The sequence below is a fragment of the Rhizobium sp. IY2 genome (genome assembly GCF_047532935.1).
GTDB classification, from domain to species: domain Bacteria; phylum Pseudomonadota; class Alphaproteobacteria; order Rhizobiales; family Rhizobiaceae; genus Rhizobium; species Rhizobium anhuiense.
Window position 1 is genome coordinate 663,828 of sequence record NZ_JBLKNU010000002.1, and the last position, 12,754, is coordinate 676,581.

Here is a 12,754-nt window from a genome sequence, read left to right on the forward strand (position 1 = left end):
ATGGCAAGGATCGCATTCATCGGGCTTGGCAATATGGGCGGGCCGATGGCGGCCAATCTGGTTAAATCAGGTCACGAGGTCCTCGGCTTCGATCTCGCGGCGTCGGTGCTGAAGGCGGCCGAGGAGAGCGGGGTCAAACCGGCAAGCCATGCCAGCCAGGCGGTCAAGGACGCGGACATCGTCATCACCATGCTGCCACAGGGCAAACATGTGCTGACGGCCTGGGCCGATATCCTCCAGACCGCGGCGCAGGACACGCTGGTCATCGATTGCTCCACAATCGATGTCGAGAGCAGCCGCAAGGCGCATGAGATGGCCAAGGCCGCCAGCTGCCTGTCGCTCGACGCCCCCGTCTCCGGCGGTACCGGCGGGGCGACCGCAGGCACGCTGACCTTCATGGCCGGCGGCGCGGAAGAGGCCTTCACCAAGGCAAAGCCGATCCTGGAGGCGATGGGAAAGAAGATCGTCCATTGCGGTGAGGCCGGCGCCGGCCAGGCGGCGAAGATCTGCAACAACATGATCCTCGGCATTTCGATGATCGGCGTCTGCGAGGGCTTCGTGCTTGCCGAGAAGCTCGGGCTTTCGCATCAGGCACTGTTCGATGTCGCCTCGACATCCTCGGGCCAATGCTGGTCGCTCAATACCTATTGCCCGGTTCCGGGGCCGGTGCCGACCTCGCCCGCGAACAACGGCTATAAGCCGGGCTTTGCCGCGGCTTTGATGCTGAAGGATCTGAGACTCTCCCAGGAAGCGGCGCTGACGAGCGGCGCTTCCACGCCGCTCGGCGCGGAAGCAGCACAGCTTTTTGCGCTCTTCGAGAAGCTGGGCAATGGCGGAAAGGATTTTTCCGCGATCATCGAGATGTTTCGCGACAAGGCGTAGGCGCCACGGCGCCAACTCAACCCTTCGACACCGAGAAGCTCAACCTGGTGTCACCGAGCAGGATGTCGATGTCGCCGGGTTCGGTCAGTTCGATCGCGCCGCTCAACGTGCCCGTCGTGATGAGCGCGCCTGCCTTCAGAGATGTCTCGGGGCGCAAACCGTCATTGGCGTAATCGATCAGCCAGGTGAGAACGTCGCCCTTCGGATGCTGCGCCGGGCCATCATAGATCGTGCGGCCGGCATGGGTGACCTTGAGCGGCGTCCCGCCGACGGTGTCGACGACGCTTTTTTCCAGCGTCGGACCGAGCACATAGCCGCTATTGCCGAGGCGGTCGGCGACGAACAGCAGAAACGAAACGCTGCCGCTCTCGCTGACGGCGCTGACCAGCAGCTCGGCGCCGAGATGGACGGCGGAGATCGCCCCGACCACTTCGCTGCGGCTGTAGGCTGTGCCCGCGCGGATCGGCAGGTCGCTGCCGAGGCGCACCGCGATCTCGGTCTCGAATTTCAGGCCCGGATACCAGGGAATATCAGCGCCCGAAACGGCTTCGGCATAGGGATGCAGCGGAGCAGCGACCGCTTGGCCCTGCGGCGAGACCGTCACCTTCCAGGCATTGCTGGAAACGCCGTCTGCGGCGGCGAGCAAATTCTGCACCTCCATCGCCTGATGCAGATCGGCTGGCAGCGCGAAAGTGCTCGTTGCCTCCTGGTGACCCGCCTGGTGCAGGCCGTGAAGCCTGGCTGCAAGGGCGCGCGGATCGAATGTCTCTGTCATGCTATCTCCTCGACCTGATTTTCGAGGTGCACACTAACCACAAGACAGGGATGAACAAGGTCCGTTCTTGGAAAAGCTCCTATTCCGTCGCCGCGTACCAGTGGGTGCGATAGGCGGCCAGACCCGGGATATCGGTCGGCGGAATATGCGTCTCGGCACCCGACGCCGGCCGGATGCCGGTCAGAAGGGCCGCCCCCTGGCTGGTGCCGGTCGAGCCCGGAAGGGCCATGACTTCACGACCGGTTAGGGCGGCGAGCAGCTTGAGATAGGTGCCATTCAGGGCAAAAGGCCCTTCGACGATAACCGGGCCTTTGGCGCCGATCAGCCCGAGGCAGGCATCGGTCATCAAAGCGAGATAGAGGCAGGCCGTTGCATAGCGCTGCTCGCGGCTTGCCTCTTCGGCGCCGATCCAGCGGCTTGCCTTTCCCGGAAAAGGCCCGGAACCGGCGGCGATATTCGGCAAGAGCATCATGCCCTTGTCGATGACCGGGCCGATTGCCGCCTGGACGGCCTTTTCGTCGACTGGGCCGATTTCGGCAGAAAGGATCTCGAATTCCCGGCCGCCCATGAAACGCGAGGAGGGAACGGCGCGGCCATAGGCATCGACATTGGCGAGCGCATCGCGGTTGGGGTCGAGATGGTCGAGATCGCCGCCGACGCCGAAATTGATCACCCATGTGCCGGTGGAGACGACGGCGAAGGGCGCCTCCCGATGGACCAGATGCGGCAGCAGCGAGGCATTGGAATCGTGAATGCCGCAATAGACCGGCACGGGTGCGGCAAGGCCGAGTTCTGCGGCGATCTCGGGCAGGACCGGGCCGAGCGCATCGAAGGCGGAGCGGATCGGCGCCATCAGGTCGCGGATCCCGAGCCTGTCGACGAGCGAGGAATAGCTGCCGGCTCTCGGGTTCCACAGATCGGTATGGCAGCCGAGCGAGGTCAGCTCATTGGCGGCAATACCCGTCAACCGCGCCGTCCAATATTGCGCATAGGTGAGGATGGTCGCAGCTTTAGCGAATTCCTCGGGAAAGGCGGTCTTCTGGTAGTGCAGCTGCGCGCCGACATTGAGGCCCATCGCAAGGCGCGGCGAGAAGGTTTCGTCGAAGGAGGGACGCAACGCCGTATAGGCATCGCGGATCTCCTGCGGATATTCGTGCTCGTAGTCGATAACAGGCATGGCAAGCGCGCCGTCCCGGGCAAGGAGTGCTGCGGAGGCGCCATGGGTGGTGATCGAAATGGCGTCGAAGCCCGGCTCACGCGCAAGGCTCTTCAGCGCATCGAGGGCGAAGGACCAGAGCGCCTCAATATCGTAGTGCGGATAGAGACCCGTTTTGATCGCGATGTTCGGTCGCTTCAGCACGGCGATTTCGGCGCCGGTCTCGCTGTCGAGCACGACGACCTTGGCATTGGTCTTGCCGATGTCGAGGACGGCGATGCGGTGATAGGAGGGGGCGTTCATGGCATATGGAAGAGGGTGACGAGGTCGCTTTGCACGGGCGAATTATCCGGATTCGTCGCCATGATATCGGCCATATGGGCCCACCATTTCTTCATCACAGGGTGGTCCGGCAGGCTCGCCATCGTATGGTCGGCCGGCCGCGTCAGCACGCCGAACAGCGAGTTGGTCTCGCGGTCGAGATGGATGGAATAGTCGCTGGCGCCGGACTTGTGCAGGAGATCGACCAGTTCCGGCCAGATCTCGTCATGCCGCCTGCGGTATTCGGCTTCCATGCCGGGATGGAGCTGCATCTTGAAGGCGTGTTTTTCTGCTGTCATCGGGAACTCATGAGCTTGACGCGGCGGGCGATGATCGGGATGGCGATGGTGATGATCAGCAGCAGGCCGATGAAGATCGACATGACGATGCCGGGCACGTTCAACAGGCCGAGGCCGAAGGTGACGAGGCCCATGACGAAGGCGGCGATGACGACGCCGCCGATCGTGCCGGAGCCACCGAGGATCGAGATACCGCCGAGCACGACCATGGTGACGACCTCGAGTTCCCAGCCCTGGGCGATCGACGGCCGGGTCGAGCCGAGGCGCGAGGTCAGGCAGACGGCGGCGACGCCGCTCATGACGCCGGTCAGCAGGAAGAGGATGAATTTGACGCGCTCGACCGGGATGCCGGAGAAGCGGGCGGCGAAGTCGTTATTGCCGATCGCATAGACCTGCCGGCCGAAATTCGTCGCATGCAAGAGGATGGCGAAGAGGATCGCCAGCACGATGAAGAGCACGAATTCGAAGGAGAACACCCAGACGACATAACCCTGGCCGAAATAGGCAAAATCGGCGGGGTATTTGCCATAGGCCTGGTCGCCGAGCACGATATAGGAAATGCCGCGGAACAGGCTCATCGTGCCGATGGTGACGACGATCGACGGCAGTTTCAGCACCGAGACCAGCACGCCGTTGAAGATGCCGCAGGCAAGACCGGTGCCGATGCCGATCGCGACCAGGCCCGGCGTGCCGATGCCGAGCTGCGCTGCCGCGCCCATCGCCGTCGAGGCGAGCGCGATGATCGCGGCGACCGAGAGGTCGATTTCGCCAGCGATGACCAGCAGTGCCATGGCGAAGGCGATCATCGCCTTTTCGGTAAAGTTGAAGGTGGCGTCCGAAAGGTTCCAGGCATCGAGGAAATAGGGCGAGGCGAGGGAATTGAAGATGAAGATCAGGACGGCGACGGCAAAGAGCAGCACTTCCCAGCTTGCAAGGATGCGGCGGAAGGGTGTGCCGAGGCGGTCGGGAATGACCCGCTTTTCATGTGTGGACACGGTGCTCATGCTGCTGCCTCCGTTCTGACCTCGGCTGCGGCGCGGTCGCGCAGGATGATGCGGCCGCGGTTGCGCTCGCGCCGGGCATTGAAGGCGACGGCGAGAATGATGACGGTTCCGGAGATCGCCATCTGCGTGAAGGGTGAAATGCCGATCACCGGCAGCGCATTCTTGATGACGCCGAGGAAAAGTGCGCCGAGCACGGTGCCGGCGACCGACCCGACACCGCCGGCAATCGAGATGCCGCCGATGACGCAGGCCGCGACGCTGTCGAGTTCGAAGCCGTTGGCGATATCGACATAGGCCACCGCATAACGCGATACCCAGAGATAGCTCGCCAGGCCGGCTAGCACGCCCGACAGGACGAAGGCGAGGAATTTCGTCCAGCCCGTATCGATGCCGGCATAGACGGCCGCGGTCGGATTGCCGCCGGTCGCATAGGCCGAGCGGCCAAACTGGGTATATCGAAGCAGGACATACATCAGGAGCACGATAACGATGCCCACCCAGCCGAGGACGGGTAGGCCGAGGATCGGCGTGCGCGGCACCGACAGGAAAACCGGCGTCATCTGATGGGCGTTGACCCACGCCCCGCCCGACAGCACGAAGGCCATGCCGCGATAGATGGTGAGCGTGCCGAGCGTGACGACGATCGGCGGAATTTCGAGCGCCCAGACAAGAAAGCCGTTGATGGCGCCGAGGCAGGCGCCAATGACGATCGCGGCAAGGATGAGCAGGACGAGCGGCAGGTCGGGATAGGCGGCATTCATCATCGCGATCGCCATGCCGGTGAAGGCGAGGTTGGCGGCAACCGACAGGTCGATCGATTTCGTCAGGATGACCGTCATCTGCGCCAGCGCCAGGATGAGCAGGATGGAGGTATCGTTGAAAATGCCAGCGAGATTCTCCGGCGTTGCGAAATCGGCAGCGCGCGTCGAAAAGATCGCGATCATCACGACGATGATGGCGAAGAGCAGGGTTTCGCGTTTTCTGATCAGTCTTGCCATGTGTCTACCTCATGCATTGCCGGTGGCGGCGCGCACCAGCGCTTCCGGTGACAGTTCGGCGCGTTCGAAAATTCCGGCAGACAGGCCTTCCTTCATCACCAGCACGCGGTCCGACATGCCGATGATTTCGGGCAGTTCGGATGAGACCATGATGATCGACAGGCCCTCGGCGGCGAGTTCGCTGATGAAGCCGTGCACGGCCGCCTTCGAGCCGATATCGATGCCCTTGGTGGGTTCGTCGAGGATGATGACCTTCGGCGCGGTCGCCAGCCATTTGCCGATGACGACCTTCTGCTGGTTGCCGCCCGACAGCGTGCCGACCGGCACGGAAAGGGCCGCGGCGCGCAAATCCAGCCGCTCGGCATATTTGCGGGCGAGCGCGAATTCTTCGGCCGCCCTGAGGAAACCCCGGCGCGAGGTGCGGGCCAGTGACGGCAGTGTCATGTTCTGGAAGATCGGCATCGGCAGCGCCAGTCCATGGCGGCCGCGTTCCTCCGGCACGTAAACGATGCCGGCGCGGATCGCATCCTGCGGCGAATGGATGGTGATCTCGCGGCCTTCGAGCATCATCTTGCCGGAGAGCGGCCTGGTGATGCCGAAGAGCGATTGCGACAGTTCCGAGCGGCCGGCGCCGATCAGGCCGTATATGCCGAGAATCTCGCCCTGGCGCAGGGTGAAGGAGATGTCGCGGAATTCGGTGCGGTGGCTGTAATGACTGATCTCGAGAACCGGGCCGCCAATGGCGACATCGATCTTCGGAAAGGCGTTTTCGACGTCGCGGCCGACCATCATGCGGACGATCTCGTCCTGCGGCGTCTCCTTGAGCCGGCCCTGGCCGACGGCGCGGCCGTCCCGGAAGACGACGAAGTCGTCGGCGATCTCGTAAACCTCGTCGAACTTGTGGCTGATGAACAGGATCGCCTTGCCCTGTTCCTTCAGGCCCCGGACGATGCGGAAGAGATCGTCGATCTCCTTGCGGGAAAGGGCTGCCGTCGGTTCGTCCATGATGACGATGCGGGCCTCGATCGACAGCGCACGCGCAATCGCCACCAGATGGCGCTGCGCGATCGAGAGGTCCTTCAGCCGGATCGTCGGATCGATATTGCTTTCGAGCGCGGTCAGCAGCGCCTTGGCGCGGCTGTTCATCGTCTGCCAATCTATGGTGCGCCAACGTGTGCGCGGCGCATGGCCGAGGAAGATGTTTTCGGCAACCGTCAGCTCGTCGAACAGCACGGTTTCCTGATGGATGGCGGTGACGCCGGCATCGATCGCGGCCTGGGCGCTGGCAAAGGTTACCGGCCGGCCGTCGACGAGGATCTCGCCTTCATTCGGCCGGTAGATTCCGGTCAGGATCTTGACGAGCGTCGATTTGCCGGCACCGTTTTCGCCGATCAGCGCCGTCACCGTGCCGGGATGCAGCGCGATGCTGACATTGTCGAGCGCCTTCACGCCCGGGAAGATCTGGGAGATGCCGCGCATTTCCAGAATGGCTGGCGCATCACCGGTTTTGCTGTCCGTGGCGGTTTGTTGAAAGGCGGCGTTCATCAAGCTTCTACCAGTGTCGAATGAGAATCCCGGCGGCCGTCGAGCCGCCGGGCTTTTATGCGTCGCTCCGGATCAGAAGACCTTGGAGAACTGGTCGATGTTCGAAGCATTGTAGACGAAGGGATCGGCCATGGCGGCTTCGCCGTTGTCGCCGACCTTGATCTTGCCCATGCGGCCGACTTCGATCTCGCTGCCCGGCTTGCCGTCGGTTTCGCCCTTGACGAGGCGATAGGCGATCTGCGTTGCGGAGTAGCCGAGGTCGATCGGGTTCCAGATGGCGAATTCCTTCGTGGCTCCCGACTTGATCGCGCCGGCCATTTCGGAAGGCAGACCGAGGCCGGTGACGTAGACCTTGCCGACAAGGCCCTTGTCTTCGACGACCTTCGAAGCAGCGAGAACGCCGACCGTCGTCGGAGCGACGATGACCTTGACGTTCGGGTTCGACTTCAACAGGCCTTCGGCTTCACGATAGGACTTATCCGAGAGGTCGTCGCCATAAACGGTCGTGACGAGGTTGAGGCCCGGGAAATCCTTGAGCTGCTTCTTCATCTGGTCGATCCAGATGTTCTGGTTGGTCGAGGTGGTCGTTGCCGACAGGATGGCGAAGTCGCCCTTGCCGCCGTCGAGATGGTCCTTGGCGAGCGTCAGGCACATCTTGCCGATCAGCTCGTTGGACGACGGGTTGAGCTGCAGGATACGGCCTTCAGGCGCGACGCCCGAATCCCAGGAGATCACCTTGATGCCGCGTTGCGCCGCCTTCTTCAGCGCCGGAACGAGCGCGTCAGGATCATTGGCCGAAACGGCGATGGCGTTGACGCCCTGGGCGATCAGCGAATTGATGACTTCGATCTGGCCTTCGGCCGTCGTCGACGTCGGACCGGTATAGATGACCTCGACACCGCCGAGTTCCTTGGCGGCTTCCTGCGCGCCCTTGTTGGCGGCATCGAAGAAGCCGTTGCCGAGCGACTTGACGACGAGGCCGATCTTGATGTCGGCGGCGCTGGCCGTTCCCGCCATCATGGCGACGGCAAATGCCACGCCGATTGCGAGTTTCTTTGCGAGTTTCATGCTTTCATCCTCCCACTTGATTGACACTCTTCACACCTGGCCGGCGCCTCATGCGACCGACGAGGAATCCTCCTTGATTGCCTGGGCGACCGGGCTCGCGACAATGAGCCTGATGCCGGCATTTTCGATCATCCTGGCGGCTTCCTCCGGAATGCCGTCATCGGTGATCACAGTCGACACGCGCTCGAGCGGGCACAGAATGAGGCTCGAGCGGCGATGGAACTTGCTGGAATCGGCCATGACGACCAATTCGTCGGCCTGATGCATCAGCTTCTGTTCGCTCTGGATGATCAGCGCGTCGGCTTCCATGATGCCGAGCGGGCCGATACCCTGCGCGCCGATGAAGAAACGGCGGGCGTAGAAATTGCGGATCGCGTCATTGTCGAAGGGGGAGAGGATCAGGCTCTGTTCGCGATAGATCGCGCCGCCCGGCACTGTCACCGTGTTCTTCGAATGCTTGACCAGATGTTCGGCGATCGCGAAGGAATTGGTCATCACCTGCAGGCGGTGCGCCGCCATGAAATGCACCATCTGGAAGGTGGTCGTGCCGCCATTGATGATGATCGCGTCACCCGGATCGCAAAGCTCGACCGCCTGCCGGGCGATTGCGCGTTTCTTGTCGATGTTGACCGATTCCGAAACACGGAAAGGGCGCCCGGCAAGATTGCCGAGCTGCGGCGGATGCACCGCCTCGGCGCCGCCGCGCACACGCCGGATCTTGCCCTGGACATGAAGAGCCGCGATGTCGCGCCGGATCGTCGCCTCGGAAGCCTCGGTCAGTTCGGAAATATCCTGAACCGTCACGACGGACTTTTCCTGAACGGCGCTCAGAATAATGCGATGGCGTTCGCGTTCGTGCATGGGGCTCCTCCTTCAATCGTTTATTTCCCACATATGACAATGTGTCAATCAAAAACGATCATAAATTTTCATATTGCGCTGCACAATAATCGAATTTGATCGTTTTCGATTGACAAGCTGCATTTTGATGAGCGATACCGTCAACGAAAAGGGGCGCGAACCCTCGCGCCCCGATGACGATTTCATATGGGAGGATGACATGGCGGCGAACGTCCGGCTTCTGGAAAACCGGTGGGATGATGGTTACGCGGCAGGTCTCGACGAGCCCGGCAAGCTGCTTTATCGCTCCAACCTGCTCGGCGCCGACAAGCGCATCACCAATTACGGCGGCGGCAACACCTCGGCGAAGGTAATGGAAACCGATCCGTTGACCGGCGGCAAAGTCAAGGTGCTCTGGGTCAAGGGTTCGGGCGGCGATGTCGGCACGATCAAGCTCGACGGTTTCGCGACACTCTACCAGGACAAGCTGGAATCGCTGAAAGGCATCTACAAGGGCGTCGAGGATGAGGACCGCATGGTCGGCTTCCTGCCGCACTGCACCTTCAACCTGAACGCCCGCGCCGCCTCGATCGATACGCCGCTGCACGGTTTCGTGCCTTTCACCCATGTCGACCACATGCACCCCGATGCGATCATCGCGATTGCCGCATCGAAGAATTCCAGGGAGCTGACGCAGCAGATCTTCGGCGACGAGATCGGCTGGCTGCCCTGGCGTCGCCCGGGCTTCCAGCTCGGCCTCGACCTCGGCGCTTTCGTCGCCGCCAATCCGAATGCCAAGGGCGTCGTGCTCGAAAGCCATGGCCTCTTCACCTGGGCTGACGACGCCAGGGCTTGCTATGAGCTGACGCTCGATATCATCAACAAGGCGATCGTCTGGTTTGCCGGAAAGACCGAGGGAAAGACGATTTTCGGCGGCGCCGTCACGCAGAGCCTGGCCGTTGCCGAGCGCCGCGCCATCGCTGCCCGGCTGATGCCGGAAATCCGAGGCCGCATCGGCAAGCAGGAGCGCAAGCTCGGCCATTTCGACGATCAGGACGCCGTGCTCGAATTCGTCAATTCCAAGGATTTGCGCCCGCTCGGCGCGCTCGGCACCAGCTGCCCGGATCATTTCCTGCGCACCAAGATTCGCCCGCTGATCGTCGATTTCGATCCGGCCAAGCCGGATGTCGACGCGATCGTCGCCGGTCTCGACCAGGCGCTGGAGGACTACCGCGCCGATTACGCCCGCTATTACAACGACTGCAAGCATGACAATTCGCCGGCCATGCGCGACGCCAATCCAGTCATCTTCCTCGTCCCCGGCGTCGGCATGCTGTCCTTTGCTCGCGACAAGGCGACGGCCCGCATCGCCAGCGAATTCTACGTCAACGCCATCAATGTCATGCGCGGGGCGTCGACGGTCTCGGAATATCAGGGCCTGCCGGAGCAGGAAGCCTTTGATATCGAATACTGGCTGCTTGAAGAGGCCAAGCTCCAGCGCATGCCGAAGCCGAAGAGCCTCGCCGGCCGCGTCGCCTTCGTCACCGGCGGCGCCGGCGGCATCGGCCGGGCGACGGCCGCGCGCCTCGTCGGCGAGGGCGCCTGCGTGGTGCTTGCCGATATCGACCAGGCGGCGCTCGAGGGCACCGAAGCTGATTTCGTCAAGAAATATGGCGCCGACGCCGTCCGCAGCGTCCGGCTCGACGTCACCCAGGAACATGCGGTGATCGCCGCCTTCGTGGAAGCCTGCGTCGAATTCGGCGGCGTCGATATCCTCGTCTCGAATGCCGGCATTGCCTCCTCCGCGCCGATCGAAACAACCGAGCTGTCGACCTGGAACCGCAATATCGATATTCTGGCGACCGGTTATTTCCTCGTCTCGCGTGAAGCGTTCCGCCTGTTCCGCCGTCAGGCGCTCGGCGGCAACGTCATCTTCGTCGCCTCGAAAAACGGTCTTGCCGCCTCGCCGAACGCGTCTGCCTATTGCACCGCCAAGGCTGCCGAAATCCATCTCGCCCGCTGCCTGGCGCTGGAAGGTGCCGATGCCGGCATCCGCGTCAACACGGTCAACCCGGATGCCGTCCTGCGCGGCTCGAAGATCTGGAGCGGCGAATGGCGCGAGCAGCGCGCCGCCTCGTCCAAGATCGAGGTGGACGATCTCGAGGAACATTACCGCAAGCGTTCGATGCTGAAACTCAACGTGTTTCCGGAAGATATCGCCGAGGCGATCTATTTCCTCGCTTCGGATCTTTCGGCGAAATCGACCGGCAACATCATCAACGTCGATGCCGGCAACGTGCAGAGCTTTACGCGCTGATTTTTGATTGACGGCGGATGCGCCGGCCCCTCAGCCTAACCCTCTCCCGGTCATGACGGGGAGAGGGGACTTGCCTGACGAAACGTTGGGGCGGGACGGAGACGGCGCGGCAAATTCCCTTCTTCCCGTCTGAACGGGGAGAAGGTGCCGGCAGGCGGATGAGGGGCTGCCGCCACGGCAAAGTCCCAATGTTTAAAATGCATAACCGGGAGGAAGACATGGCCGAATTCAGGATCGCGCAGGATCTGGTCGCAACGGATAACGACAAGCGGGCAACCGCGCTGAAAGCCGATTACGAGGCGCTGGGCGCGGCGCTTGCCCGCCGCGGCGTCGATATCGAGGCGGTCACCCGCAGGGTTGCCGAATTCTTCGTCGCCGTTCCCTCCTGGGGTGTAGGCACCGGCGGTACGCGTTTTGCCCGTTTTCCCGGCACCGGCGAGCCGCGTGGGATTTTCGACAAGCTCGACGATTGCGCCGTCATCAATCAGCTGACGCAGGCGACGTCGAATGTCTCCCTGCATATTCCCTGGGACAAGGCGGATGCACGGGAGTTGAAGGCCAAGGGCGACGCGCTCGGCCTCGGCTTCGATGCGATGAATTCCAACACCTTTTCCGATGCGCCCGGCCAGGCGCATTCCTACAAATACGGTTCGCTCAGCCACACCGACGCGGCAACGCGGGCGCAGGCGGTCGAGCACAATCTCGAATGCATCGAGATCGGCAAGGCGCTCGGCTCCAAGGCATTGACGGTCTGGATCGGCGACGGCTCGAACTTCCCCGGCCAGAGCCATTTCACCAAGGCTTTCGAGCGTTACCTCGCCTCGATGGCTGACATTTACAAGGCGCTGCCCGACGATTGGAAGCTGTTCTCCGAACACAAGATGTACGAGCCGGCCTTCTATTCCACGATCGTGCAGGATTGGGGCACCAACTACCTGATCGCCCAGACGCTAGGCCCCAAGGCCTATTGCCTCGTCGATCTCGGCCACCATGCGCCGAACACCAATATCGAGATGATCGTCGCCCGCCTGATCCAGTTCGGCAAGCTCGGCGGTTTCCACTTCAACGATTCGAAATATGGCGACGACGATCTCGATGCCGGCGCGATCGATCCTTACCGGCTGTTCCTGGTGTTCAACGAGCTGGTCGATGCCGAGCAGCGCGGCGTCAACGATTTCAACCCGGCCCATATGATCGACCAGTCGCACAATGTCACCGACCCGATCGAAAGCCTGATCAACAGCGCCAACGAAATCCGCCGCGCCTATGCGCAGGCCCTGATCGTCGACCGCAAGGCACTCTCCGGTTATCAGGACGACAATGATGCGCTGATGGCGTCAGAAACGCTGAAGCGCGCCTATCGCGCCGATGTCGAGCCGATCCTCGCCGAAGCCCGCCGTAGGGCCGGCGGCGCGATCGACCCGATCGCCGTCTACCGCGCCAGCGGTTACCGCAAGAAAGTGGCGGCCGAGCGTCCGGCTTCCGCTGCCGGCGGCGGCGGTATCATCTGAGCGTCAATCGTCTCGCATGATCTGAGGTCATGCCAACA

Annotated in this window: 11 protein-coding genes; 3 read left to right on the forward strand and 8 right to left on the reverse strand. The window is 62.5% G+C overall.

Features of this window, described 5'->3' with window-relative positions:
• Positions 1–882 (forward strand): 3-hydroxyisobutyrate dehydrogenase, encoded by an 882-nt coding sequence (gene mmsB / locus ACMUVN_RS11785; RefSeq protein ID WP_183844805.1) that lies wholly within the window; start codon positions 1–3, stop codon positions 880–882.
• Between the two features lie 16 nt (positions 883–898).
• Here the strand turns inward: mmsB and ACMUVN_RS11790 are convergent, their stop codons facing one another.
• From ACMUVN_RS11790 to ACMUVN_RS11825, 8 genes are all read right to left on the reverse strand, one after another.
• On the reverse strand, positions 899–1,657 hold the full coding sequence (locus ACMUVN_RS11790; protein ID WP_097622729.1) for a fumarylacetoacetate hydrolase family protein: 759 nt from the start codon (positions 1,655–1,657) through the stop codon (positions 899–901).
• Between the two features lie 79 nt (positions 1,658–1,736).
• Positions 1,737–3,116, reverse strand: coding sequence for an FGGY-family carbohydrate kinase (locus ACMUVN_RS11795; RefSeq protein WP_183844806.1), 1,380 nt, complete (start codon positions 3,114–3,116; stop codon positions 1,737–1,739).
• Positions 3,113–3,433 (reverse strand): L-rhamnose mutarotase, encoded by a 321-nt coding sequence (gene rhaM, locus ACMUVN_RS11800; RefSeq protein ID WP_183844807.1) that lies wholly within the window; start codon positions 3,431–3,433, stop codon positions 3,113–3,115. The genes ACMUVN_RS11795 and rhaM overlap by 4 nt, the downstream gene beginning before the upstream one ends.
• Entirely contained in the window at positions 3,430–4,437 is a 1,008-nt protein-coding gene (locus ACMUVN_RS11805; protein WP_183844808.1) for an ABC transporter permease, read from the reverse strand. The genes rhaM and ACMUVN_RS11805 overlap by 4 nt, the downstream gene beginning before the upstream one ends.
• Positions 4,434–5,435, reverse strand: a complete 1,002-nt coding sequence (locus ACMUVN_RS11810; protein WP_183844809.1) for an ABC transporter permease — start codon at positions 5,433–5,435, stop codon at positions 4,434–4,436. The genes ACMUVN_RS11805 and ACMUVN_RS11810 overlap by 4 nt, the downstream gene beginning before the upstream one ends.
• A 9-nt stretch (positions 5,436–5,444) precedes the next feature.
• Positions 5,445–6,980 carry a sugar ABC transporter ATP-binding protein gene (locus ACMUVN_RS11815; protein WP_028755719.1) on the reverse strand — a complete coding sequence of 512 codons (1,536 nt, stop codon included), beginning with the start codon at positions 6,978–6,980 and terminating at the stop codon, positions 5,445–5,447.
• Between the two features lie 72 nt (positions 6,981–7,052).
• Positions 7,053–8,048: a rhamnose ABC transporter substrate-binding protein gene (rhaS, locus tag ACMUVN_RS11820; protein ID WP_028755720.1), complete on the reverse strand. Its 996-nt coding sequence runs from the start codon at positions 8,046–8,048 to the stop codon at positions 7,053–7,055.
• 48 nt (positions 8,049–8,096) lie between these two features.
• The gene (locus tag ACMUVN_RS11825) at positions 8,097–8,909 is read right to left on the reverse strand and encodes a DeoR/GlpR family DNA-binding transcription regulator (protein ID WP_028755721.1); all 813 of its coding nucleotides are present in this window, start codon (positions 8,907–8,909) and stop codon (positions 8,097–8,099) included.
• Positions 8,910–9,108: 199 nt separating this feature from the next.
• On the opposite strand from ACMUVN_RS11825, the gene ACMUVN_RS11830 reads away from it, so the two are divergent.
• Both ACMUVN_RS11830 and rhaI read left to right on the forward strand, forming a co-directional pair.
• Positions 9,109–11,205: a bifunctional rhamnulose-1-phosphate aldolase/short-chain dehydrogenase gene (locus tag ACMUVN_RS11830; RefSeq protein WP_183844859.1), complete on the forward strand. Its 2,097-nt coding sequence runs from the start codon at positions 9,109–9,111 to the stop codon at positions 11,203–11,205.
• Positions 11,206–11,423: 218 nt separating this feature from the next.
• The gene (gene rhaI / locus ACMUVN_RS11835; protein WP_414815138.1) at positions 11,424–12,716 is read left to right on the forward strand and encodes an L-rhamnose catabolism isomerase; all 1,293 of its coding nucleotides are present in this window, start codon (positions 11,424–11,426) and stop codon (positions 12,714–12,716) included.
• Positions 12,717–12,754 lie beyond the last annotated feature (38 nt).